The 25,331-nt window shown below is 42.2% G+C and carries 24 protein-coding genes; 10 read left to right on the forward strand and 14 right to left on the reverse strand.

From position 1 onward, the window contains the following. The first annotated feature begins 25 nt into the window (after positions 1 to 25). Positions 26 to 847: an SDR family oxidoreductase gene (locus tag BAZ21_RS13650; RefSeq protein ID WP_068501412.1), complete on the forward strand. Its 822-nt coding sequence runs from the start codon at positions 26 to 28 to the stop codon at positions 845 to 847. 201 nt (positions 848 to 1,048) lie between these two features. Here BAZ21_RS13650 and BAZ21_RS13655 read toward each other — a convergent pair whose 3' ends face one another. The 5 genes from BAZ21_RS13655 to BAZ21_RS13675 all read right to left on the reverse strand — a co-directional run bounded on the left by BAZ21_RS13655 (position 1,049) and on the right by BAZ21_RS13675 (position 4,133). Further along, positions 1,049 to 1,825: an AraC family transcriptional regulator gene (locus BAZ21_RS13655; RefSeq protein WP_068501416.1), complete on the reverse strand. Its 777-nt coding sequence runs from the start codon at positions 1,823 to 1,825 to the stop codon at positions 1,049 to 1,051. A gap of 25 nt (positions 1,826 to 1,850) precedes the next feature. Then, positions 1,851 to 2,426 (reverse strand): LysE family translocator, encoded by a 576-nt coding sequence (locus tag BAZ21_RS13660; RefSeq protein ID WP_068501420.1) that lies wholly within the window; start codon positions 2,424 to 2,426, stop codon positions 1,851 to 1,853. A gap of 187 nt (positions 2,427 to 2,613) precedes the next feature. Beyond that, entirely contained in the window at positions 2,614 to 3,000 is a 387-nt protein-coding gene (locus BAZ21_RS13665; RefSeq protein ID WP_218061427.1) for a VOC family protein, read from the reverse strand. 104 nt (positions 3,001 to 3,104) lie between these two features. Then, on the reverse strand, positions 3,105 to 3,797 hold the full coding sequence (locus BAZ21_RS13670; protein ID WP_068501423.1) for a pseudouridine synthase: 693 nt from the start codon (positions 3,795 to 3,797) through the stop codon (positions 3,105 to 3,107). 141 nt (positions 3,798 to 3,938) lie between these two features. Further along, the gene (locus BAZ21_RS13675) at positions 3,939 to 4,133 is read right to left on the reverse strand and encodes a DUF3934 family protein (protein WP_084011635.1); all 195 of its coding nucleotides are present in this window, start codon (positions 4,131 to 4,133) and stop codon (positions 3,939 to 3,941) included. A 214-nt stretch (positions 4,134 to 4,347) separates the two neighbouring features. On the opposite strand from BAZ21_RS13675, the gene BAZ21_RS13680 reads away from it, so the two are divergent. From BAZ21_RS13680 to BAZ21_RS13690, 3 genes are all read left to right on the forward strand, one after another. Then, complete coding sequence (locus BAZ21_RS13680; protein ID WP_068501430.1) at positions 4,348 to 4,860, forward strand: histidine phosphatase family protein; 513 nt, start codon at positions 4,348 to 4,350, stop codon at positions 4,858 to 4,860. A 26-nt stretch (positions 4,861 to 4,886) separates the two neighbouring features. Further along, positions 4,887 to 6,299 carry a hypothetical protein gene (locus BAZ21_RS13685; RefSeq protein WP_068501433.1) on the forward strand — a complete coding sequence of 471 codons (1,413 nt, stop codon included), beginning with the start codon at positions 4,887 to 4,889 and terminating at the stop codon, positions 6,297 to 6,299. Between the two features lie 161 nt (positions 6,300 to 6,460). Next, the gene (locus tag BAZ21_RS13690; RefSeq protein WP_068501436.1) at positions 6,461 to 6,886 is read left to right on the forward strand and encodes a VOC family protein; all 426 of its coding nucleotides are present in this window, start codon (positions 6,461 to 6,463) and stop codon (positions 6,884 to 6,886) included. A gap of 296 nt (positions 6,887 to 7,182) precedes the next feature. Here the strand turns inward: BAZ21_RS13690 and BAZ21_RS13695 are convergent, their stop codons facing one another. Continuing rightward, a complete protein-coding gene (locus BAZ21_RS13695; RefSeq protein ID WP_068501439.1) occupies positions 7,183 to 8,373 on the reverse strand; it encodes an MFS transporter in 1,191 nt (396 codons plus the stop codon). 249 nt (positions 8,374 to 8,622) lie between these two features. Next, a complete protein-coding gene (locus BAZ21_RS13700; RefSeq protein ID WP_068501441.1) occupies positions 8,623 to 9,690 on the reverse strand; it encodes an alpha/beta hydrolase in 1,068 nt (355 codons plus the stop codon). A gap of 171 nt (positions 9,691 to 9,861) precedes the next feature. Between BAZ21_RS13700 and BAZ21_RS13705 the strand changes: the two genes are divergently transcribed. Further along, the gene (locus tag BAZ21_RS13705; RefSeq protein WP_068501443.1) at positions 9,862 to 10,749 is read left to right on the forward strand and encodes a LysR family transcriptional regulator; all 888 of its coding nucleotides are present in this window, start codon (positions 9,862 to 9,864) and stop codon (positions 10,747 to 10,749) included. 249 nt (positions 10,750 to 10,998) lie between these two features. Here the strand turns inward: BAZ21_RS13705 and BAZ21_RS13710 are convergent, their stop codons facing one another. From BAZ21_RS13710 to BAZ21_RS13735, 6 genes are all read right to left on the reverse strand, one after another. Further along, entirely contained in the window at positions 10,999 to 11,916 is a 918-nt protein-coding gene (locus tag BAZ21_RS13710) for an aminoglycoside phosphotransferase family protein (RefSeq protein ID WP_068501446.1), read from the reverse strand. Between the two features lie 179 nt (positions 11,917 to 12,095). After that, positions 12,096 to 14,117, reverse strand: coding sequence for an NAD(P)/FAD-dependent oxidoreductase (locus BAZ21_RS13715; protein ID WP_068501449.1), 2,022 nt, complete (start codon positions 14,115 to 14,117; stop codon positions 12,096 to 12,098). Positions 14,118 to 14,414: 297 nt separating this feature from the next. Further along, positions 14,415 to 15,290, reverse strand: coding sequence for an N-carbamoylputrescine amidase (gene aguB, locus BAZ21_RS13720; protein WP_025718236.1), 876 nt, complete (start codon positions 15,288 to 15,290; stop codon positions 14,415 to 14,417). A 29-nt stretch (positions 15,291 to 15,319) separates the two neighbouring features. After that, positions 15,320 to 16,351 carry an agmatine deiminase family protein gene (locus BAZ21_RS13725; RefSeq protein WP_068501453.1) on the reverse strand — a complete coding sequence of 344 codons (1,032 nt, stop codon included), beginning with the start codon at positions 16,349 to 16,351 and terminating at the stop codon, positions 15,320 to 15,322. A 127-nt stretch (positions 16,352 to 16,478) separates the two neighbouring features. Further along, on the reverse strand, positions 16,479 to 17,030 hold the full coding sequence (gene yfcE / locus BAZ21_RS13730; protein ID WP_068501455.1) for a phosphodiesterase: 552 nt from the start codon (positions 17,028 to 17,030) through the stop codon (positions 16,479 to 16,481). 231 nt (positions 17,031 to 17,261) lie between these two features. Continuing rightward, positions 17,262 to 18,677, reverse strand: coding sequence for a glycoside hydrolase family 1 protein (locus tag BAZ21_RS13735; RefSeq protein WP_068501458.1), 1,416 nt, complete (start codon positions 18,675 to 18,677; stop codon positions 17,262 to 17,264). 309 nt (positions 18,678 to 18,986) lie between these two features. Between BAZ21_RS13735 and ybaK the strand changes: the two genes are divergently transcribed. The 4 genes from ybaK (at position 18,987) to BAZ21_RS29000 (ending at position 23,604) form a co-directional block, all read left to right on the forward strand. Then, entirely contained in the window at positions 18,987 to 19,466 is a 480-nt protein-coding gene (ybaK, locus tag BAZ21_RS13740; RefSeq protein WP_068501461.1) for a Cys-tRNA(Pro) deacylase, read from the forward strand. A 77-nt stretch (positions 19,467 to 19,543) separates the two neighbouring features. After that, positions 19,544 to 20,716, forward strand: coding sequence for an oxalate decarboxylase family bicupin (locus tag BAZ21_RS13745; RefSeq protein WP_068501463.1), 1,173 nt, complete (start codon positions 19,544 to 19,546; stop codon positions 20,714 to 20,716). Positions 20,717 to 20,838: 122 nt separating this feature from the next. After that, entirely contained in the window at positions 20,839 to 21,594 is a 756-nt protein-coding gene (locus BAZ21_RS13750; RefSeq protein WP_068501466.1) for a COG4705 family protein, read from the forward strand. 288 nt (positions 21,595 to 21,882) lie between these two features. Beyond that, positions 21,883 to 23,604: a hypothetical protein gene (locus BAZ21_RS29000; protein ID WP_068501469.1), complete on the forward strand. Its 1,722-nt coding sequence runs from the start codon at positions 21,883 to 21,885 to the stop codon at positions 23,602 to 23,604. A 134-nt stretch (positions 23,605 to 23,738) separates the two neighbouring features. Here BAZ21_RS29000 and BAZ21_RS13760 read toward each other — a convergent pair whose 3' ends face one another. Next, positions 23,739 to 24,458 carry a YebC/PmpR family DNA-binding transcriptional regulator gene (locus BAZ21_RS13760; RefSeq protein WP_068501673.1) on the reverse strand — a complete coding sequence of 240 codons (720 nt, stop codon included), beginning with the start codon at positions 24,456 to 24,458 and terminating at the stop codon, positions 23,739 to 23,741. A gap of 217 nt (positions 24,459 to 24,675) precedes the next feature. Between BAZ21_RS13760 and BAZ21_RS13765 the strand changes: the two genes are divergently transcribed. Then, the gene (locus BAZ21_RS13765) at positions 24,676 to 25,287 is read left to right on the forward strand and encodes an undecaprenyl-diphosphatase (protein WP_068501472.1); all 612 of its coding nucleotides are present in this window, start codon (positions 24,676 to 24,678) and stop codon (positions 25,285 to 25,287) included. Positions 25,288 to 25,331: the final 44 nt, after the last annotated feature.

The raw sequence follows: 25,331 nt of genomic DNA on the forward strand, positions 1-25,331 counted from the left end.
CATTAATCTTGGGAGGATATAAGGAATGAAAGTTCTAGTTACAGGAGCAACAGGAAGTGTAGGAAGTTATATTGTTGAACAACTACTTGCAAAAGATATAGAAGTAAAGGCATTGTCAAGGAAGGAAGGCAACTTGCCTAAAGGAGCACAAGTAGTTCTAGGTGATCTTGATATTCCCGAAACTATAAAAGCACATCTCCGAACTATAGATAGCTTGTTTCTGATCACTCAGAGTGAACAATCGGACGAAAAATTTATAAAAAACAAAAGAATTATTCAGATGGCAAAAGAAGCTAATGTTGCAAGAATAGTAGCCCTGATCGATTTTGAAGGGAACCCAATTGAGGAGGTTATTAAAAATAGCGAAATGGAATGGACTTTATTAAAGCCAGTGGAATTTATGAAAAATGCACTTTACAGTGGTTGGGCAGAATCAATCCAAAAAGAAGGAATTATTCGTACGGCTTTCCCCGATAGTTTAAGCGCTAGAATTCATGAAGCTGATATCGCTGATGTCGCAGTAAAGGCACTGACAGAAGAAGGCCATGATAAACGAACATATGATTTGACAGGACCAGAAGCATTGTCTCCAAGAAGTATGGTTAAACAAATTTCTGCAGTTACAGATAAATACATTGATCTTGTTGAAATTACAGAAGAACAAGTAAAACAAGATTGGAAAAGCAAAGGCTATGACAATGAATTTATTGAATACTTTATTATAGGGATTGGGAAAAACCCTCCTAAAGGAGCCTATACAGTTCTACCGACAGTAGAACAAGTTACAGGCAAGCCAGCCAGAACATTTACTCAATGGGTTAATGAAAACAAGCATTATTTTGTATAATGTCAAAGAGTAAAACGATACTACATTAGACTAACCCAAGTAATAGAAACAGCGGTAGCCATGGATGGGAAATTAAAGTACTACCGCTGTTTTCTTGAACTATCGTACACATTAGCTGAACTGATTTGGTATCGAAGTGTGATTTGAGATAGAATTAATTAATAAATCCCAGTCTGTAGTTTGTTTCAACCTACTTCCTCCTCAATTTATATGTGACATATATTCAAATGCTGTTGTTCCATATACGCTTTTAAAGTGTTTATTTAAATGGGTTAAATCAACAAAACCACATTCTGCTACTGCTGAATAAATATCTCCATTTTTTTCTATTAACTGCTTTGCACGTTCGATCTTGCAGTTAAGAAAGTATTGGTATGGTGAGATTCCAGTATGAGCATTAAATAATCGGATAAACTGAAATTTCGATAAATTAAGCTCTTTACATATCTCGTCAAGTTTAAGTACATTTTCTAAGTCAGTATGAATCATATCCTTCGCTTTTCTAACTAGAGCGTTATCCTTCTTATCGCCTGTAGAAAGATTAGTTTGAAAAAGGCTATCAGTCAGGGATAAAAGTAATTCGCTACACAAAGCCTCATCTTTTTCGCTTAATATTGCATTAGAAAGACTTAATATTCTTTGTTCAAGTCTATAATCATACACAATAGGAGTTGAAAAACGTACGATATCCTTTTTCTCAATAATCTCTAAAAGCAATTGTGGCTCAATATATAGCATGACGTAATCAAGGCCCGCCTCATTATGTGCCATTCCGTCATGTGCCTGTTCTGGATTAAAGAGCATAACACCATTTTGATAGGATAATTGTAGGCTGCCATCCAAGTTATACTGTTGAATACCACGCAATGTTACGCCTATTGCATACTCCATGTGAGAGTGCTTCTTATACTTAAATTCAGTAATACTTGCTGATAACGCAGTAATACCTGCTGATTTTTTATAGATAAATTTGTCCATTTCAATCACCTCTAAGTAAGCTTACCTACATCCATATCATTATGGCAGCATAAGCTAAAAATAAGGCCATCATTACATTAACAGTCTTTTTATGATTCTGTAAAAACTCCTTGAAGATTGTACCGAAAAGAACCCATGTCACAAATGCTAAAAATCCAATAAGAGTTATAGCGACAATACTTATCGTCACCGCAGGTATTGCGATATAGTGAGGCATAATAAAACTAGGAATTACAGTCATTGTAAATAGTACTACCTTTGGATTTAAAAACTGCATAAGGAAGCCTGACATAAAGGTAGCCGTTTGGTTTACGGTTGGATTGGATGTATCCATTTTGTAAACTTGATATGCGAGATAGAACATATAACAGCTTCCGATTATCTGCATAACAATTAAAATTTTCGGTATGATCGTTACAAGCATAGTATTCAATATAGCAGAAATAACAAGTAATAAACCAAAAGCAATAGTTGCTCCATACGTATATTTCATTGCTTTTTTTGCACCAAAATTATGCACTGTGGATAATATGACGATATTGGTAGGACCTGGTGTAAAAGTAGCAATAATACAGTAAATCAAAACAGATGTAATATTCATGAGGAAAACTCCTTTTAACGTATTCTCATGAAATAATACATCTTAAGATAAATAGCATATAGTATATTATTGCAGGTATTGTAGCCTTCTTTTGAACAGTATAAAGACGTATCTGGACTGATCGTTCATTGATGTTAGTGAGTGGAACTTGGACCCAGAAGCGCCTATTTGGCTAGGGGAACGACTATTAATAGTTCGAAATTTCGATCAGATTACCATCAGGATCTCTTAAATACACAGATGTTATAGGGGCTAATGCTCCAGTTCTTTGTACTGGACCTTCTTCAACAGGTATTCCGAAGCTATCCAAATGGGAAATCACTTCTGATAGTGGGACATCTGTTATAAAACATAGATCAGCACTACCGGACATGGGGGATTTTGCTTTGGGTTCAAACTCTTTACCCACTTCATGCAGGTTTATTTTCTGTTGTCCAAAGCGAAGGGCCTTTCTCCCCTCTCCAAAAGTGATCATTTCCATCCCTAATACTTGGCTATAAAAATCACAGGTTGTATCTATATCTTTAACCGTCAACACCAAATGATCCAATCGAGAAATATGGATAACGTTCATCTCCCTTTTTTCGGTTATGCTCTAAGTACATTATACGATAATGAAACCGTGAGAGCTGGAATGAGTCTCTGAATCTAACCGGGAATGCACTTTTGTGGTATCCACTATTTCAATTTAGCAAGCAGCAACTCCAGTTCTTCTCTGTCTAAATGTCTCCATTTCCCCCGTTCCAGATGATCCAGTGTAATATTCATAATTCGAACACGCTCCAGCTTTAGCACCCTGTATCCCAGAGCCTTGCACATTCTACGAATTTGCAAGTTCAGACCCTGTGTCAAAATGATTCGAAACTCGTATTCGCCCGTACGATCAACCTTGCACGGCTTGGTAATGATGTTCAATATTTCAACACCGCGAGACATGGCCTGCGTAAATTCATCTGTAACAGGCTTGTCTACAGTCACCACATACTCCTTTTCATGACCATGCTCGGAACGCATCATTTGATTGACAATGCTTCCATCGTTCGTTAATAAGATTAGCCCCTCTGACGCTTTATCCAGCCTGCCAATGGCAAAAATGCGTGAAGGATAATTGACATAACTAATAATATTGCCAGCCACCTGCTCCGCTGCCGTACATACAATGCCGACAGGCTTATTTAGCGCCAAATATACAGGCTCACTACGATTAACTGGAATAGCTTCCCCATCGATCAGCACAATATCCTGTGGCTCTACATGAGCCCCTGCTTCACAGACTTTGCCGTTAATCGTAATTCGCCCGGCGGTTATCAACCTGTTCGTTTCCCGACGTGAGCAGAATCCCGTTTCGCTTATGTACTTGTTAATTCGCATGATTCACCTCATTTACGTCGTAGTAAGAGATATATGGATAAATAAGAAAGTACATTCTACACTGGTTTATTTAAAAAAACATCTGATTACGTATGCATAATCAGATGTTCGCTTTTGAAGACAACCCTATACATACTCGGCTTATTTACTTCTGCCGCCGCTTTTGTTCCCACTTGGTTTGGCAACGCTGCCTTTTGCAGCTCCTGCTGCCGTGCTTCCCGGTGCGCTTGTAGAAGCGCTTTTTCTTCTGACAGGCTTCGCTGTTTTATTCCAGCGTGTCCAGCCCTTACTGCCTGTACCTCTGCCGGTTCCGCCGCCTTTGCTTTTTCCACCCATATGATCACTCCATTAGTCGTCGTTCAGATGTAACTACGCTATCATACCATTACTTTAGGCATAATGCCTCCTTGTTTTGAAAATAGAAGCATAAGCTGTGCCAAATAAAGGAGAGCATAATTATGTGAGAGCTCACACATGTTAGTTTAGGCTGCAAAAAAGCTTTCTTTTCCCTGCTGATGAGGCTAATTTCCCTAGTAAAGAAGGATACAGGATGAATAATGACGTAAGGCTGTTTGTGGTCCGTCACGGTATCGGGACTGGTAATGGACCCGATGCTCCACTTAAAAATCCAGAGGGTTTCAATCAAGCCGAGCAGTTGGCGGATTCTCTGCTGCAAATGGATGGCTTCCATGTAGACCATTTGATTTCCAGTCCATATATGCGAGCCTGGCAAACTGCAGAAATCATTGGAGAACGATTAAACATAAGACCTGGTCCTGAAGATCGTCTTAGAGAACAAGGGGTAAGAGGTATTACCGAAGAAGAATCCGATGAAATGGTTACTGCCCGGGTCACTACCCTAACGGAAGAATTGCTGGAAAGCGGTCAACACACCTTTCTGTTAGTCACCCATCGCTTGATCCTAACACTTTTGTTGCATCACTATGCTCCAGATTTTGTTCCAGAGGAAATAACAAATCCGGATCTCTATCTTTTAACGTTCCGTGATGGAAAATGTCAAGTGAAGCGTTTGTGGAATACGAAGCAGCCTGTTGTAGTTTAATTCAAAAACCTGGGAGGTATTTAATTATGCAAGGAATGCTAGAAAGAAATCGCATCACTACCGTTAACAAACCCGATATATCCAACATGTCTGTTTGTATCGAAAATGTAAAGAAAGCTGTGCTCTCCAACCTTCAGGGACCGCCAGACCCTACGGATTATCACCAATTGATGGGAAGACTTCACACAGCCAAAGCCAAGCTTCCGAAAATTTATCAGGAAACAGTTGCCTGCCCTTTTATTAAAGTGCTGGAAGAGCTTGGACAACAGGGCTTCACCGAAATTTTACTGCAAGACCCGAATCGAAATAGTACGGCTAGGCTCATGCTGGATATCGCCCAAAGCATTCTCCAAAACGGAGAAGGCTATAATGCTCTAGCGACTGATGCTTTCCAGGAAATTGTCAGTGACCTGTATGATGGTTTTCTTAGTGCGGAAGATCGCGAAGGAATAAAAGAACCGGATCTTAGTGTTATCCCGGCACTTGTGAAATGGGGAGAACCAGAAAGCGGTCCATACACATGGCCTGCTGATGCCACAATAGTATTTAAAGTACAAACAGCGATTATCAGTCTTCCTCCTGCACATGCAACCAACGGACTGCTGGCTTGGTCCAGTATCCCACATGAAGTATGCGGTCATGACATTTTGCATGCTGATCTGGGCCTGCTTCAAGAGTTGACCAATGTCGTCAGAAACCGATTAAACAGCGAAAATATCGGACAAGGACTACCGGACTACTGGGCTTCCCGCATCGATGAAACCGCGTCGGATGTATTGGGTGTCCTGAATCTGGGACCAGCAGCTGCCATTGGTTTAATCGGTTATTTCCGGGGTATGAATGCCGCTTTTTCGGGAAGAGCTCAACTTCGAAATGAAGGACCTGCCCGTGATCCACACGCCGCAGATATTTTACGGGGATACTTGGGTGCCTACGCTACTGGACTGTTGGAGTTTGACCAAGCTGGAGCATGGGCGGAAGTCATTAAATCGGAAACCGATAAGGATTTGTCAAACATTAAACTTGACGGCAGAGCTATCGACGCTAACACAGCAAAACATTCTGCACAAATTGTGGCTGAAGCCATAATGAAGACTAAACTTGCAAGCCTTGAAAATCACAGTCTGAATGAAATCCAAAACTGGAGAAACGAGGATGAGAGCGTCGCCACACTTTTACGTACCTTGCTGCAAACCACCGGTTCGCTTACCGACGAACACCGCTCCGGCTTCTACGCCGCTCATGTGGTAGCTGCTGCTATTACCGAGGGACTTTCCCGCGAAGCAGATCTGCAAGTTATATTTAATCGGATGATGTCGCTGTTAAAGCTGATGCACGACACCAATCCTGCTTGGGGGCCACTTTTCGTACAGCATCCCGGGGATATTTCACGTCATCTGCTCTATCACCCAGCCACTCCAAACCTGATTTCCCTCTAGGTAATTCATAAGCATAACCCGCAAAATAGTTTGCTTAAGGACAAGCAGCCTTTTTGCGGGAACCTTTAATTCCCAACGTGGTATTTTTGCTTGTGTACAGGTTAATAATGATAGATGGGAATTTAGCCTATGAAGAAATCAGCCATAAAGGAGTGAAGCAGATGTCTGTTGATGTTTATCTTAACTTTAATGGTAACTGTCGTGAAGCAGCGGAGTTCTACGCAGAGGTTTTTGGTACGGAGAAGCCAAAAATCATGACGTTCGGTGAAGCACCGCCTAACCCCGAGCACCCTCTACCGGAAGAGGCAAAAAACTTAGTCATGCACACACGGCTCAACATTGATGGAAGTAATATGATGTTTTCGGATGTTTTTCCCGGTATGCCTTTTGTTGCTGGGAATAACATCAGCCTCGCCTTCGTCAATAAGGATGAGGAGAGAATCAGATCGGTCTTTCACAAATTAAAAGAAGGCGGGACCGTAAATATGGAGCTTCAAGAAACATTTTGGAGCAAATGCTACGGTAGCCTTAAAGATAAGTTCGGAATTGAATGGCAATTAAGTCATGACAGTGGAGAATCGGCCTAAGAAAAGTAAAAAAGACGTTAACCCTCTTCAAGTTTCACGTGGGTTAGCGTCATTTTCATTCATCGTATGCCCTTTAAATATCACTCCCGCACAAAAGTGTTGCAATAAGAAGCGAAATTCTTTTTTTACCAAAATTAACAATTATTTATCTTGGACGTGTCTTCAAACCGGAAATTGGTTCATATCGTTTCAATATGATAAATTGGCGTATACGTTCAAGGCCTTTTTGACGCTGGCTTCCATTATGATCTGGCTTGCTTGAGTTTGAAGACACGCCTTAGCAAACCCTAAAAAAGTTAAATTGATTTCTTATCTAAAAGGTTGTCTTGTACACTACTACTACCCATATAGTTTCTCATTAAAATAAATACCAAACTCAATAGTAACGATAAAATCCCAACTAATACGACGTATTGTGTACCCATTTCTGATATAAATAACCCGCCTACAGCTGCACCCAATGTTGTTCCTACGTTACAGGATGATATAAATAATCCATTGGCAAAATCAGGCGCTTCGGGAGCTGAAGACGCAATCAAATATTGATTAATATTTGCCATTATCCCTCCAGCCAATATTCCCCAAATTAAAGTTATAATTGCCATAGATGCGGTAAACTGTCCTGTGAAGAATAAAATGATGTAAACAGCACCCAATAACAAAGGAAAAGTTACTATAGATTTGGTGGCACTATGAGTAAGTGACTTTCCTGCGACAATGTTTCCAATAATATTGGCTCCACCGAAGATGAATAACGTTAAACTTATGGTATTCGGAGACATATTCGTTACTGTTTTCAGATATTCTGCAAGATAACTATAAACTCCAAATACAGCTGAGTTTAATAAAATGACAATCACGATGGAAAGCCATATAATAGGTTTTTTTAATACGGAAAATTGTGTACCATAAGAAAGTCTTTCTTCAACAGGCATAGATGGTACAAAAATCAATGTAGCAATGAATACAATGACATTAACAATAGCAAAGAATGCCATCGCCATTTCATACGAAACGGTACTATTAATAAAACTTGCGATCGGTACGCCAGCTACCATACCAGCAGATACTCCTATAAATACTTTAGCAACTGCTTTTGGAGCTTCTTCTTTACTTACTGAGGAAGCAGCTACTGTAAATGCCAATGAACAATAAATAGGATGAAAAAAGGCCAATATTACACGAACAACTAATGTAATGGTAAAGCTAGATGTAAATAGGGAGACTATGTTCCCCAACACGAAAACACCAAGTACAAGTAACATAACCTTCTTTCGATCTATACCCGAAAACAATAACGGCATAATAGGACCAGATATTGCAACACCAAGGGCAAAAAGACTCACCAGCCATCCTGCTTTTGGTATGGTGACATGAAAGTGATCAGCAATGGAAGGCAATAACCCAATAACCCCCATTTCGGTATTTAAAATGCCGAAGACCCCTATGGTCAATATGAAAATCAACAATTTATTTCGTTTAGTCAAAATAACAACTCCTATCTTCAAGACTTCTCAGTCTGTTCGATACACGTGACTTTACAAGTAACAACGGGCACTCATAAAAAAACTCCAATTTATTGTGATTATTAACAATATCATCAAAATTTACATAGCGTATGAAATTCTATTCAGTCAAAAAAGTGTGAACCCCGACAAGATATGCAGGATTCACACAGCGGTTTCACTCAAAGTACCATTGGCATGCAAAGCTCTCTACGAGTTTCAACACAAGCCTTATTTTTTCTTCAAATTTTCTTTGAAGAAGGATGTGAGCTTGTCAAAAGGAATTAAATTCACCCGGTCGTACAGATCCACATGACCTGCGCCCGGAACAATGTAGAGTTCCTTTGGTTCGGCCGCCAGCTTGTAGGCGTCTTCGCTGAACTCTCTGGAATGAGCGTTTTCACCCGTAATGAAAAGCATCGGACGAGGAGAAATCGTCTCTATGTCTGCGAACGGGTAAAAATTCATGAATTTGACGTTACTAGTAAGCGTCGGGTGTGTCGTAAGTTCAGGTGACGAGCCCTTGGGAGTGAATTCACCTCTTGGCGTGCGGTAGAAGTCATAAAACTCACGCTCAATGGCGGTAGAATTTTCATTCAGTTCATGTACTGTCCCACTGGTGTATTTAGTTTTACCGCCTGTGAACTCCACATAGCGTTGCTCCGCTGCCTCTTCGAGAATCTTCTTTCTCTGCTCGAGAGTCTGCGAGTTTTTAAGCCCGTTACGGTTGGCGGTACCCATGTCGTACATACTGACTGTCGCAATGGCTTTCATACGCGGGTCGATCTTGGCTGCGCTAATGGCAAAGCTCCCGCTGCCACAAATCCCGATAACACCAATCCGATCCCTGTCAACAAACGGCCGGGTGCCTAGGAAATCCACCGCAGCACTAAAATCCTCGGCATAGATATCCGGCGAAACAGCGTTGCGAGGCTGACCCTTACTCTCTCCCCAGAAAGACAAATCCAAGGACAAAGTAACGAATCCCCGTTCTGCCACTTTAGTGGCATACAGATTCGCACTTTGTTCTTTTACTGCGCCCATAGGATGCCCGACAATGATCGCGGGATTTTTGGTTTTCTGATTCAAACCTTTGGGAATAAAAAGATTCCCTGCAACCTTCATGTTGTATTGATTTTTAAACGTAACCTTCTGCACGGTTACCTTGTCGCTCTTGTAAAAGTTATCTGCTCCATTGGACATGTCTGGCGTGTATGCAGCGTCAACGCCGGTCGCGGATAAAACCAAGCACAGTGCTATCACTGTAAGTACAGGCATGATAATAGATTTTTTTTTCATTTTAAAATAACACCCTTTCTTAATTTTTAGGATAAGCAACCATATTACCTCTCTGTTATTTATTTTAGCGTGCTTTTTGTATATAACAAATACTCATATCTTATATCAAGATATGCTTGATAAGCATTTCTGAAACGTATATACTAAAACATTATAAAGGAGGAGTGATATATGGAATTTAGAGTTTTGCGATATTTTCTTACTGTTGCAAGAGAAGGAAGCATGACGGGTGCTGCTAATTTTTTGCATGTTACACAGCCAACCTTGTCAAGACAATTAAAAGAACTTGAACAAGAGTTAGGAAAAAAGCTATTTATTCGCAGTAGCCACAGTATCATTCTCACAGATGAAGGAATGCTCCTGCGAAAGAGAGCAGAAGAAATCGTTGATATGATCGATAAATTAGAGGCAGAATTTAGTTCCATGGAAGAAACAATAAGTGGCGATGTTTACATAGGTGGTGGAGAAACAGACGCCATGAAACAGATTGCACGGGTAGTAAAAGATTTACAGTTAAGTTATCCAAATATACGGTATCACCTCTACAGCGGAAACGAAGACGATGTAACTGAACGGCTTGACAAGGGACTGCTTGACTTTGGTATTTTAATTCAACCAGCCGATGTATCAAAATACAATTATATCAATATCCCCGCCAAGGATGTTTGGGGCGTTGTTATGAGAAAAGACAGTTCTCTTGCTTTCAAAGATACCATTCAAACAACAGATTTAATAAATGTTCCGCTAATCTGTTCGCGACAAGCAATGAAGCAAACATTTTCTAAAAATGAATTTGCGGATTGGTTTGGTGAAGATTTTGATAAATTAAACGTCGTCACTACATACAATCTTGCATATAATGCTGCTATTATGGTTGAAGAAGGCATTGGTTACGCATTGACACTTGATAAAATAGTGAATACGTCTAGTGATAGTAACCTTTGTTTTAAACCGCTAGAGCCAAGACTTGAATCTGGCTTAAATATTGTTTGGAAAAAGCATCAGGTCTTTTCGGCTGCTGCCGATTTGTTTTTAAAAGAAATCCAGGCTAAATTTTGAGATTCTTTATCAGATGTATAGGAAAAGCTCGTAGTCGTATGATGAATTAAATGTAAAGGTCTCCACGATTTCCTCCAAAGGTTCTACCGTTAAGTTAAGAGTCACGGTTACTGAAAACCGTGGTCGTTATTCAGGTAATCAAGCTGTGTGGGAATTTACGTACAAAATTAAGAAACAATAATAGAGCATGTAGAAATAGACCGTCACTCTTTAGAGCGTCGGTCTTCATTATTTTAATGGAACTTTTGCTTAATCGCGGTAACTCGGCACATACCATTTGGGTATATAGGTTTGAAAGTAATCATACGCCTCCAAAACCTCCTCAGCTCGTTGAACCATATCGTCCACTTCTTTTTTCCCAAACGGAATCGCCCAGTGGATGGATGATATTTGATTACTTGCAATATACAAAGCCATTAATTTAAAAAATAAATCGGGTACATCGTTGTTAAAGTAACCGTGGATACGGCCCGATGCGAATACGGGGCTTCGAGACGCACACCAGGTAATACGATTGAATTCCTCCCAGGGATCACCATAATCCAGTCTATTAAAATCAATGATTCCCAGTTCACCAGATCGCGTAATCAACATATTACCCACATGATAATCACCGTGCTGAAATGTCCTGGGACGATTGTCGAGTAGATGACGGTTTTGCTCAATAAAGCTGATGGCTTGATCTGCTCCTTTTAAAAGGATGCCGCATGACTTATAATTTCTAATATATCTGTTGATTTTGGCATTATAATATTCGGCCCAAGGTGCTTGATCCTGCTCTGCGGAAACCTTATGCATTTTTCTCAAAGCATTTCCTGCTTGAACGCCGAGTTGATACTGCTGTGCTGTGTTTAACGAAGGAAGAACCTTTTCAGCATCTTCGCCTTCGATCCAGGTAAACATAGAATAGACCGATTGACCATCGTTGCAAATCCCAAATTCTAGCGGCCGGGACATTAAAAGATTCTCCACATGATCCAGCTTTTTTACAGCTTCAAACTCACGTTTCCTTCTATTATAATGAGCTATATCCGCTATTCTTAGCAGCAATTCCCTACCGTCAGTGGTTTGAACATAATATTTCTTATCACTTGACCAGCCTTTATGAATCTCTTCCACATTGCTCCACATGCTGAAGCCCGGTATTTCACTAAAGATTTGATTCATGCGACACCTCCCACGGTCTCTCCCTTTTCCTTCCATAGTTTACCTTTAGATTGACAAGGAAATCAATACGTCCTGTAGCCGTGTGCGCCAATAAAAAAGGTTGAAAAGACAGTGCTGTCTCTTCAACCTTATTAGCAAGTGAGCTGCTATGATCATACTTAGTACTTTTGTACCGTCAATTAATAAGAAAACGAAAACTCATTTTTGAATGCGTCTACCCTTTGGATGGTTTTTAAAATATTGCGGCCTTCCCGGGTACCATCAATAATACGACGAGCTTGTTTGCTATCCCCGATGTTAACAACTTCCACCTGATGTTCTTTACCATATTCGAGCAAGCTGTCCATCAGCGGACTATATGAACGCATGCCCAAGCACACGAACCCAAGGTCAAATGGAATCTCAAACTCCTGTTCGCCGTGTTTTACTTTGAAGCGGTCGCTGCACACTTCTGTCAAAGCCGTTTCTGTATGGACGTTTACTTTCCGCTCCTCTACCATTTTCATCATGGAAATCCGCGTAATCATATCCAGGTCTTTGCCCAGTAACGGCATCATCTCAATGATCGAAACTTCTTCTGCTCCACGTTCTGCATAATATTCGACGACATCCAACCCTACAGCTCCGCCACCGACTACAGCAATACGTTTGCCTTCAAACTCCCGGAACTTCTCTATATTGTACAAAAGATCAAAGATGGAGAACACTTTGGTACCTGGCTTGCCCAGTTGCTCATGCAGACCTGCAATGGGTGGAAGCAGCGGTTTGGCCCCCGTGGCATTGACAATAATATCAGGATTCAAAGCAGTAATCATCGGCAGATCAGCCCGGGTCCCAGTGACGATGTTCAGATTCGTTAACTGCTTGGTGCGCTGGATCAAATAATCAGGAAAATCATTGATACGTGTTTTGTCCGGCAGACGGGCAATATCACGAGCCAGACCACCCAGCTCTACTTTTTCTTCAAAAAGGGTTACTTTGCAGCCCACTTCGGCTGCCGTACATGCCGCTTCCATCCCTGCGGTACCCCCACCAATAACAACAACATTGATACTGTTCTTAACGCGTTGTTTACGGTATTCAGCTTCTTTGAACAGATCAGGATTTACCGTACAGCAGATCGGTTTGCTTTTGGAAATACGGTGATCAGCACAACCGATGTTGCAGGAAATACATTTTCTAAGCAAATGCTCGTAGCCATTCTGTACTTTAACCACCCAGTTGGGTTCTGCGATCAACCCTCTACCCATAGCCAGAAGATCAGCGTCGCCTCTTACCAAAATATCCTGGGCAACCTGCGGGCTCCGAATATTACCTGAGGTCATCGTGACCTTCCCGAATTTTTCTTTTACAGCTTTGGCCATATAAGAGCGCCAGCCATCTGGCAGGTTCATTCCGTCAATCTGGAACTGGATGGAATCATTCAAAGCGGCAGACACGTTCAAAATATCTACCTCATCATTCAGATACTCCAACAACTCCAGTGTGTCTTCCAACGTGTTGCCGCCTTCTGTAAACTCCTCTGCACTAAATCGCAAGCATATAGGGAAAAATGGGCCAACCACCGAACGAATTTCATCAATGACTAATCTGGCAAAACGGGTACGGTTCTCTGCGCTGCCGCCAAATTCATCCGTACGCTTGTTATACATCGGGGACAGGAACTGGCTTAGCAGATAGGAATGTCCCGCATGAATTTCAACACAGTCAAATCCGGCCCGTTGCGCTCTTCCTGCTGCTTCTCCGTATTTGCGTACAATGGTGTAGATTTCTTCTTTTTCCAATGGTCTAGGAATCGCTCCGCCCTTTTTCGATGGAATATTCGAAGAAGATACAGGCTGAACTCCGTTCAATCGCCCGGCATAAGCGGAAGCACCTGCGTGGTTAATTTGGACTGAAACACAAGCGCCGTAGGAGTGTAAGGCTTCTGTTAATTTAAACAGTCCGGGAATAAACTGATCATTATCCATACGCAGCTGGGTTGTACCGTTCGTCCCCATCGGGAAATCCAGACAAACATTTTCTACGGTGATCAGGCCGGTTCCACCTTTGGCCCGTTGCACGTAATAATCAATATGATCCTGAACAAAGCTCCCATCCATTGCAGCAAAGTTAGTTCCCATGGGGGGCATTACAATCCGGTTTTTCAACGTCATCCGCCGTATGGTCAGAGGTTCAAAGATAGCAGGATAGTGGTTCATTGTTCTTCCTCCTTGCGAGTTTGCAAATTTCATTTTCAGGTTTCATTAAAGATTCTTATATGTGATTTTTTTCACTTTAAAGAATATCGAGATTTTGTTGAGTACGATCATTCCTTATGACTTGATTTTATATCATTCAATTCATAAATTCTAATGCTATTTTATGTACAAAACTATAGTTTCAATCTATAGATAATTGGAGCTAGACACAAAAAAGGAACAAACCAATGAGGAATGTTCCTTTTGTACAGACAAAGATTATACTTCTATTTCTATTCCACTTCTACTTCTATTCCACTACAATTTCAATTCACCATCATAGGTAGCAATCATTTTGTACAGTTCTGGACGACGGTCGCGGAAAATCCCCCATTCAATCCGTCCTACTTCCAGCTCATCCAAATCAAATTCGGCAGTAAGCACTTCCTCATCGGTACGGCCAGCCTCTGCTATCTTGTTACCTTGAGGCCCGGCAATAAAGGACGAGCCGTAGAAGTTGATACTGGAATCCTCATCTGTTTCAGTTCCAATACGATTGGAGGCAATAACAGGAATCAGATTGGAAGCAGCATGACCCAGCATGCAGGTCTGCCAGTGATCCTTGGAGTCAATGGAAGAATCCTGCGGCTCTGAACCAATAGCTGTCGGATAAAACAAAATTTCTGCGCCCATCAGTGCCATACAACGGGCCGCCTCAGGATACCATTGATCCCAGCACACGCCTACTCCAATTTTGGCATAACGTGTATTCCAGACTTTAAAACCGGTATCGCCCGGATTAAAATAAAATTTTTCCTCGTACCCCGGACCGTCCGGGATATGGCTTTTGCGGTATTTACCCAACACTTCACCGTCAGCATCAATGACAGCCAGGCTGTTGTAGCGCGCGTAGTTTTTCTTCTCATAAAAACTGATTGGCAGCACCACCTGTAATTCCTTGGCGATCTTTTTGAAATGGTTAATCGCCTTGTTGTGCTCCAGCTCGGTTGCATATACATAATAATCAGACTTTTCCTTCTGGCAGAAATACGGAGTCTCGAACAATTCCTGCAGCAAAATAATTTGCGCACCTTGTGCTGCCGCTTCACGTACCAGCTTTTCGGCTTTGCTTATATTTTCTTCGATATTGGTAGAGCAGCTCATTTGGGTTGCTGCTACTTTTACTTTTCTCACTTTAGTCCTCCTCTTTGATATTGTATCGCTTAGCGTTTTACAGCAGGCATCTGCTGAGTCGTGCAATGCACGTTGCCGCCTTCACGAATAACCGCCATACCATCTACAGTGCGGATCGTGCGATTCGGGAATACTTTGGCCAGCACCTGCTGGGCTGCAAGATCGCTCTCAGCGGCAGTGCCGCCAAACACCGGCAAAATAATCCCGCCGTTCACAAAGTAGAAGTTAATATAGCTCAGTGTCAATCGGCTATCTTCATAATCCACACGCGGCGGCTGACCGATCCGAATCACTTCCAACTTGCGGCCCTTGGCATCCGTTGCCTGCTCCAGAATACGCAGATTCTCCTGTGTAATTTCGTAATTTTCATCCTCAGGATCATCGCATACTTGCATAATGACCTTACCGGGAGCAGCAAAACAAGCAATATTGTCCACATGACCGTCCGTTTCGTCGCCACTCAGTCCACGTTTTAGCCAGATAATTTTCTCAGCCCCTGTGTACTCGCACACGTATCGTTCAATATCTTCTCTGCTTAGCTCCGGATTGCGGTTCGTATTTAACAGACACTCTTCCGTTGTAATCAGTGTGCCCTCGCCGTCTACGTGCAATGAGCCGCCTTCCATCACAAGCGGTGCATCAAACCGCGGTACGCCAAGCTTGTCCAAAATTTGCGGTGCTACCTGGTCATCCAGGTCCCAAGGAGCGTATTTGCCGCCCCAGGCGTTGAACTTCCAGTTCACACCTGCCAGTTGGCCATGTTCGTTCGTGAGAAAGGTAGGACCGTTATCACGCAACCACGCATCACTATGCTCAATTGGCAGCAGTTCTACCCTCTCCCCAAGTTCAAGCGCCCGAACGCTCTCCAGATCCTCCGGATTTACAACCACGGTAACCGGTTCAAATTCTGCCATAGCGCGTACAATTCCGGCATAGCCTTTGCATACATCAGCATGCATATCCGGGTAAACCATAGAAGACTGTACCGGCCAGGAAATATACGTGCGTTCATGCGCCGCCCATTCAGGTGGCATCTTATAATGTGAATCCTTAATTTGCATGTATTGAAGCTCTCTTTCTTTTTCATAATATGAAGCCTGAAGACTCCGCTCCTATCATACAATAATATGATCTTTGTCTCAATCAGAGCCTAAAAGTTTTGAATATTTTACATTCATATCGGAGTAACTACTTTGAAAATGTGATGGCTTTAAGCGTATTTCCTTCAAAATCCTTCACTGTAAACTGTGCTTCTTCCAGTAAAGCGTAAGATGGCGGATAGTTTTCCTTTGGCAACGAGATAGAGCCCGGATTTAGAACAAATACCCCTTTTTCTACATCCGCCACCGGAATGTGGGTATGTCCCTGAATAAATACATCCCCCGCTTCCAGAGGAGGTAAATTCCCGATGCTGAATCCATGTCCATGGGTGACATAAATACGCCGCCCTTCATGGTATAACAGGACATAATCGCCCATCATCGGGAATTCAAGCAGCATTTGATCCACTTCTGCGTCACAATTTCCGCGGACAGACACCGCAATATGAGACTTGTGCTGATTCAGCAAAGCAGCTACTTCTGCTGGGTTATATCCCTCCGGCAGTTGATTGCGCGGTCCATGGTACATATAATCTCCGAGCAGGACAAGACGGTCGGCTTTCTCCTCCTTGAACTTTTGCAGCGCCAACTGCAACCAGTGAAGCGAGCCGTGAATATCTGATATACACATCAATTTCATATTTATTCTTCCTTTCTGAAAATGCTCTATTTAAAAATATACTCCTGACCGCATCATATCCCTTCTGGCAATTACTCGTCAGTAACAAAATTATCAGCTAAGAAGCTCACAGGTGCTGGTCAGCATTTGGTTTGTATTATGTACTTTTCATACGAAAAAACCTAACGACCGCTCCCTGCCTAGAGGGAAGCGGTCGCTGTATAACCGTCGTTTTCACGGTTTATTTATAAATTAACGTTTAAGGCTTTGGCCGTTCGTGGCAATAACCTCTTTGTACCAGTGGAACGATTTTTTCCGGTATCTTTCAAGTGTACCGCTGCTATCATCATGACGGTCTACATAAATGTAGCCGTAACGCTTTTTAAGCTGAGCAGTCGAAGCACTGACAAGGTCGATACAGCCCCAAGACGTATAGCCCATAACCTCTACTCCGTCCTCAATCGCTTCCCCAACTTGAACCAAATGATCATTCAGGTAGTTGATCCGGTAGTCATCTTCAACGGTTTTTTCACCTTTTTCATTGGTGATAAGCTCGTCAACGGCGCCCAAACCATTTTCAACGATGAAGAGTGGTTTTTGGAAGCGATCATAGAACGTATTCAGCACATAACGCAGACCTTGCGGATCAATTTGCCAGCCCCACTCACTAGCCTCAAGATGCGGATTGCTGATACCACCGAGGATGTTGCCTTCACCTTTGACTTTTTTAGCTTCGTCGGCTGTCTCACAAGTGCTCATATAATAGCTGAACGAGATAAAATCAACGGTATGCTTCAAATCTTCGGCATCACCCGGTTCAAAATGAATCGTGATTCCTTCTTCTTTAAAGAAACGTTTCATGTAGCCTGGGTATTGACCTCTTGCATGAATGTCCGCAAAGGCCATGTTTCTGTGATCAAACTCCATTGCAGCGATCACATCGTCTGGATTAGGTGTCAGTGGATAAGTAGGCATGCTTAGCACCATACAACCGATTTTGAAATCAGGGTTGATTTGATGACCGATTTTTACCGCTCTTGCACTCGCCACAAGCTCATGGTGAATGGCTTGATAAAGATCTTGCTCACTAAGCTGATCTTTAGGTGTGCTAATCCCGCCACTCATGAATGGAGCTTCGAGAATGGAGTTGATTTCATTGAAAGTCAACCAGTATTTTACTTTATCTTTGTAGCGCTTAAATACGGTCGTAGCATAGCGCTCATAAAAATCAACCAGCTTGCGGTTTACCCAGCCGTCGTATTCTCTGGACAGATGTAAAGGTGTCTCATAGTGAGACAATGTAACGAGAGGTTCAATACCGTATTTATGAAGCTCGTCAAACAAATCATCATAAAATTGCAGGCCTTTTTCGTTCGGCTCCAACTCGTCACCCTTAGGAAAAATACGCGACCAGGCAATGGAAGTACGGAACACTTTAAAGCCCATTTCGGCAAAAAGCTTGATATCTTCCTTAAAATTATGATAAAAATCAATACCGATCAACTTCATATTATCTTCTGTTGGTACATCCGTAACCGGTCCCCAACCACCACGAGGGGTTACATCCTGAATGGACCAGCCTTTTCCATCTTCTTGATAAGCGCCTTCGAGCTGATTCGCAGCAACTGCTCCGCCCCACAGGAAATCTTTTGGAAACTGTGTACTCATGTTCTCTCCGCCTTTGCTGATATTTTTTCATTAACAAGGATAGGAATTTGTCTCCTCTATGCTAATGTGTTCTAAAATACTTCTAATTGAATCTTAAGTATTGTAACGCGTTTCATGTCAAGTATTTTTTTAACTCCAGAGGTCAGTGACTATCGCGGCACACTTCCAGTGCTTATCATGCTATGATCTCCAAATAGCTATTCTTCAATTGGCGGAAAAAGCATTGTGCTATACTATTCATATTGAGCTAATTTTTCAGTGTGTCATTTTGGGAGTACGCTTATGCTGATTAGGGAAGGAAGAAGTAAGATGAGCACCAGCAAAACAAACGCCATGCGTATTTTGGACGGGCAGCACATAAACTACAATATTTTGAGTTATGATCATCAAGATGGAAAAATAGACGGCATGAACGTAGCTGAAAAGATCGATAGAGCGCCGGAAGCGGTTTTTAAAACTTTGGTTGCACACAGCAAACAAAGTTTGTTTGTTTTTGTGATTCCTGTACATAAAGAGCTTGATCTTAAACAGGCTGCCAAATCCGCGGGAGAGAAAAAAATCGAAATGCTTCCAGTCAAAGATCTGCAAAAGCATACAGGATATATTCGCGGCGGCTGTTCGCCGATTGGAATGAAAAAGCTCTACCCCACTTTTATCGACCAGCCCGCATTGGAGCTGGAAACCATCGTTGTAAGCGCTGGAAAAATTGGAACCCAACTGGAGGTGAATCCACAGGATTTGGCTCAAATTATTCAGGCACAGTTTGCAGATCTGACCCATACAGCATAAAACTCTCCACATGCTCATAAAATCTTTATGCGTATTTTTCTTATCCTTAGCTTCAACCTGGAGAGGAAGATCAAATCATGTATAATGACTGCTCGAAAAATGGTGGAGTTCCACAGCCCATTAGAAGCGATGGCGCTGGGGGCATCGACAAGGGCCCTCGTGATGTGATGAGGGATTTGCAAAATCCCGATATGCTCGTCCCACCCGTAACGGATAATGGACTCATTCCGAACATGAGATTTTCTTTTTCAGACGCCCATATGCAGCTTAATCATGGTGGGTGGTCAAGAGAAGTGACTGTCAGGGAATTACCCATTGCCACAACCCTTGCCGGAGTGAATATGAGTTTGACGCCTGGAGGCGTCCGCGAGCTTCACTGGCATCAGCAAGCGGAATGGTCCTATATGCTGCTGGGAAGTGCCCGCATTACGGCTGTCGACCAAAATGGGCGTAATTTTATTGCTGATGTCGGCCCAGGCGATCTCTGGTACTTTCCCCCCGGCATTCCGCATTCTATACAGGGTCTTGAGGACGGTTGTGAGTTTTTGCTGGTCTTTGATAATGGCAGCTTCTCGGATTTAAACACTTTATCCATCTCCGATTGGTTCGCACATACCCCTAAAGATGTACTGTCTGCCAATTTTGGTGTTCCAGAAGCTGATTTTGCAGCGATTCCTCAAGACCAAGTATACATCTATCAGGATGCCGTTCCCGGTTCTCTTCAAAGCCAAGCGGTGTCCTCTCCCTACGGTATGGTTCCTCAATCCTTTAAGCATGAATTACTCGCTCAATCCCCGATTAAAACACCAGGGGGAAGTGTACGAATCGTCGATTCCTCCAATTTTCCAATATCCAAAACCATCGCCGCTGCTCTAGTTGAGATTGAACCCGGGGCCATGCGGGAAATGCACTGGCATCCCAATAATGACGAATGGCAATACTATCTTGCCGGGCAAGGACGGATGACTGTCTTTGGCGGTAATGGTGCAGCCCGTACGTTTGATTTCAGAGCCGGGGATGTTGGATATGTGCCTTTTGCTTACGGCCATTACATTCAGAATACAGGCACCAACACACTTTGGTTTCTAGAAATATTTAAAAGTGATCGTTTTGCAGATGTTTCGTTGAATCAATGGATGGCTCTCACGCCGACAGAACTGGTTCAGAGCAATTTACATGTTGGCACCGATGTGACCTCAAAATTACGGAAGGTCAAATGGCCTGTCGTCAAGTATCCAGGGTATTCTTAAGCATATCCTCATTCATTTCTTACTGCTTTCTAATGCGAATTTAATGATCTCCGGATATAGTTACGCAAATGGCATTTTATAAAAACAAAATGCTGTAAAAATTCGGGGAGTGAGAAATAAAGATGCAAAAAATCGCACAAGTTACGGCCATTTTTTGGATTATGAAGATTTGCGCTACTACGCTGGGTGAAACCGCGGGTGACTTATTGTCACAAACTCTTAATGTAGGCTATGCCATTAGTTCCATGATTTTGTTTAGTATTTTTTTAGTTAGTCTTATTTTTCAACTTTTCTCTAAGAAGTACCATCCATTTCTTTATTGGACTGTAATTCTTACAACGAGCACTGCTGGCACAACCATGTCAGACTACATGGATCGTAGCCTAGGATTGGGTTATGCAACCGGATCATTCATTTTAGTATGTATATTGTTAGCCATTTTTTCATTTTGGTATTTTAGTGAGCGATCATTGAACGTCAATAATATTACTACACGGAAAGTAGAAGTAATCTATTGGATTGCCATCTTGTTCTCAAACACTTTGGGAACAGCTTTAGGTGATTTTTTGGCGGATAGTTCCGGCCTTGGATTTGTAGGAGGAGCGGCTTTAATAGGGGGCTTGCTGGGTATTATTCTACTATTAACTTATTTTACAAATGTCTCACGAGTATTTCTATTCTGGTTAGCATTTGTATTAACACGTCCTTTTGGAGCGACATTCGGAGACCTTCTTACCAAATCACACGCAAAGGGAGGTTTGGATTTAGGTACTATGGGATCTTCGCTGGTACTGGTTACAATTCTTATAGCTTTAATTATCTATACTACTCTAAATGCTTCTAAAATGAAACAATCACCGGAGTTAAACGCAAGTTAATCATTTGTACCGATTCGTTATCCATAGCTACTTTATATACAAAGATATAGGCCCTCTGACTTTAGTCGGTAGCCTATATCTTTTTTAGCATTGTCTGTTCAAAATATAATATAGTAAATTATTGAAATTAATAAACAAATGCCTTATAATTACAAAAAACAATCTCTTCTAACAATTATAATCAGCAAGTCCCAGCCAAATTTGTGTTTAGGTTTCTCTTTCCCTCACATTGTTAAATTCATACTATTTTCGCGTTATTATTCTATTATTAGAGGAGTGGTTGTAATTATGGTTAAAAATGAGATTTTAACAAACTCAATACAGGAGCGCAAACAGATCGTAATCGATGATGTAGCAGCATTGGGCTACCCTTACAATGAGTACGATCAGGGGCGAAAGGTCGGTGGTTATGCGGCTATGGCGCAATTTTCCAAAGGAAATATCAGCACTGGACTTACCTACGTCAACATTCATTTGGATCGGAACAAAGACATGTTCTGGGGAATTAACGTAATGGAAGCTTATATGAAGTTTAAAAAGTATTACACACCTGAATTAAAGAATAAAGTAAAAGCAAAAATGCTCAGTTTTAACATTTTGAATGCCGATGGGACGGCTCTGTTGGGAAATACAGAAAATCAACGACTCATGTACGCAGCAGTCGGGGTTGTCGGAGCGGAAGAATGGCCAGATTATCCGGTGAATTATGCTACCATCGCCAGAAGCTATCTGCTGTCCGAACTTCCCACAATTACAAAACAGGGGTACTTTGAATACGACTCTCCAACATATTTTATCCATCATGTAGGACCGCTATTGTTCATTACCGAACACTTGAAAGATACGACATTGCGGAATATGGCCAAACTGACGTTGGAGTGGTATTTTGCCAGTATCGTAGGAGAGTGGCTGCATGGGTACTGGGTGACCAGTCAGGCCAGAACATATAATGCGCAGCAAGAGCCGGGATATACACTTGATGAGAGTGCAGTACTGCTGTGGATGTTGTTTGGAGACAGTCGTAAGCCGATATATCTCGGCAATGAAACCAATCTGAAATTTACCACGATTCCATTTACGGTTGCGAGCTACGAGTTACCAGACATTTTCAAGCGTATAGCAACAGCCCGTTCTACAACTTACACACATAAGGAACGTATGTCCAGAAACAGCAACAAACCGTATAAGACAAGCTACATTACCCCGGATTACGCCGTATTCAGTCAAAAGGACAATCGGCTCGCACAAAACCAGCTTCATCGTTGGGGCATCAAATGGGTGGGGGATACATACAGTGACGAACCAAATACGTTCTTCATGAAACAACACTTCAATGAGCCGATTAACTTGAATCCGTCCAACTCGGAATATTGGATGGGCGGAACGAATATGGAGGAAGTGCTTCAGGACGACGGTGCACTCATTGCAGTATACAATATCACAAATTCAAATACATGGATCGACGGCCCTGTTTCATATAACGGAATTAAAGCAACGATCGAACAGGACCCATTCAACAGGAACGGCTGGATATTCTTTCACACAGGTAAAATGCTGATGGCTGTCAGGACGGCACAACCTTACGTTTGGCCTTATGACACGGAATCGTGGAAATATGGAGGTTATCAGAGAGCATTGCGGAGTGACGGGGCAAAAAATGCAGTCATCGTTGAAACAGCACCTCTTAAGGACTATGCAGGAGGTACTTGCATCAGGGAGCTCAACTGCTTTGCTGAGGCTGTACTGACGAAAACCGTAGTGGATTTCAGCGGTGTTAACGATGCCAATCCCCGGGTCTATTATAAAGGTTTAACAGGTAAAGAGATGGAAATCGTATATGCCACCTCACGTAAAATTCAGGGTGCAGAAGTCAATTATGCGAATTGGCCTCTGCTGGATGATCCGTGGATGCATCAGAATTATAATGGAAATAAACTCGATTTGGTTCATGATAGAGAGAGACGGACCTATGATTTCAATAGCTGGAAGGTAACATCTAGCATTATGTAAGTGTCTGTCTACAACTGACAAGGGTGTCGCAACCAGGCTATCAGGCTCTGTTTGTGACGCCCTACAATTTTAGTTGTCAATAACAAAAAACACCGTATCGAAATACGATGTTTCTATAATCTGTTCAACAGAAGCTATTCCTCAGAATCTACGTTGTGGTAAACCTGTTGAACATCCTCCAGATCTTCTAATGCATCAATCAATTTATCAAATTGTACCTGTGCATCTTCTGGTAGTGAGATGTCATTTTGGGCAAGCATGGTGAGCTCAGCCACGGTAAATTCAGTCACTCCTGCCTGTTTGAAAGCTTCCTGTACAGCATGGAATTGGTCAGGCTCTGCATATACGATAATGGCTTCATCTTCTTCGATGATGTCACGTACCTCTACATCTGCCTCCATCAGCAGCTCCAGCACTTCATCAGCAGTTTTGCCTACCAAACCAATAACAGCTGTTGAATCAAACATGTAAGCTACTGATCCGCTTACTCCCAGACTGCCGCCATTTTTGGTAAAAGCAGAACGCACATCCGATGCTGTGCGATTTACGTTATTCGTCAGTGCATCTACAATAACCATGGAACCGTTGGGTCCGAAGCCTTCATAACGAAGCTCTACGTAGTTTTCATCGCCGGCACCTTTTGCTTTTTCAATAGCGCGGTCAATGATCGCTTTCGGTACATTGTACGTTTTTGCACGTTCTAGTACGACTCTTAACACCCGATTGGATTCTGGATCAGGTTCGCCCTGCTTGGCTGCTACATAAATTTCCACACCGAATTTAGCATATATACGACTCGTATTAGCATCCTTGGAGGCCTTTTTTTCTTTAATGTTATTCCACTTACGTCCCATAGTATCCCGCTCTCTTTCTATATGAATATACACAACGGTATTCATTATATCCTTGTATATTATATCTCCTAAAGGACATATGAACAAGTTCAAACGATTTAGTCATATTAAGAAAACGCTTTCTCATGAAATTCTAATTTTCATTTAAAGGTGCTCCCATGTTAAAGAGTTAAGATCATATTACTTTCGAATCACATTAGAAAAGGAGTATCCCTGTATGTTATCCAACCTGGACTATCAGATTTTTCACCTTATCAATGAACAAGCGAGTACCTTTACTTTTCTGAATGGAGTCATGCGTTTTTTCGCCGAAGATGCTCAATATGTGTTCGCCTTGGCTTTGATTCTCTACTGGTTTTCAAGAAATAAACTCAACCGGAAAATGGTCTTGTCTGCTGCAATATCTGCAAATCTGGGCATGGGGATCAGCTTTATCATCGGACATCTCATGTACCGGGATCGTCCATTCGTCACCCACACCGTTATTCAGCTCATTAAACACCCGGCCAATGCCTCTTTTCCGAGCGACCACGCCATTGGAGCTTTTGCACTGGCGGTCACGTTCTGGCTGTACGGTAAGAGGTTTAGAATGTTCTGGCTCGCCGCTGCTCTGCTTATCGGTTTCTCTCGTATCTGGGCAGGCGTCCATTATCCGTCGGATGTTGCGGCTGGTGCGCTGGTCGGTGCCTTATGCGCAGTTAGTACTCAGTTTATGCTTCTACGTTTCAAGCGTCCTCAGCAATTGGCAGACTCGTGCCTAGAGTTGTACGAAAAAGCAGAACATAAAATTTGGAACAAATCAACAAAGCCTCAATCTGAGGATGCTTGAGTGTGATGAGGCCCCATTAGCCATGGATATGGTTTATGGGGCTC

It is taken from the genome of Paenibacillus kribbensis (assembly GCF_001705305.1).
GTDB lineage: Bacteria > Bacillota > Bacilli > Paenibacillales > Paenibacillaceae > Paenibacillus > Paenibacillus kribbensis_B.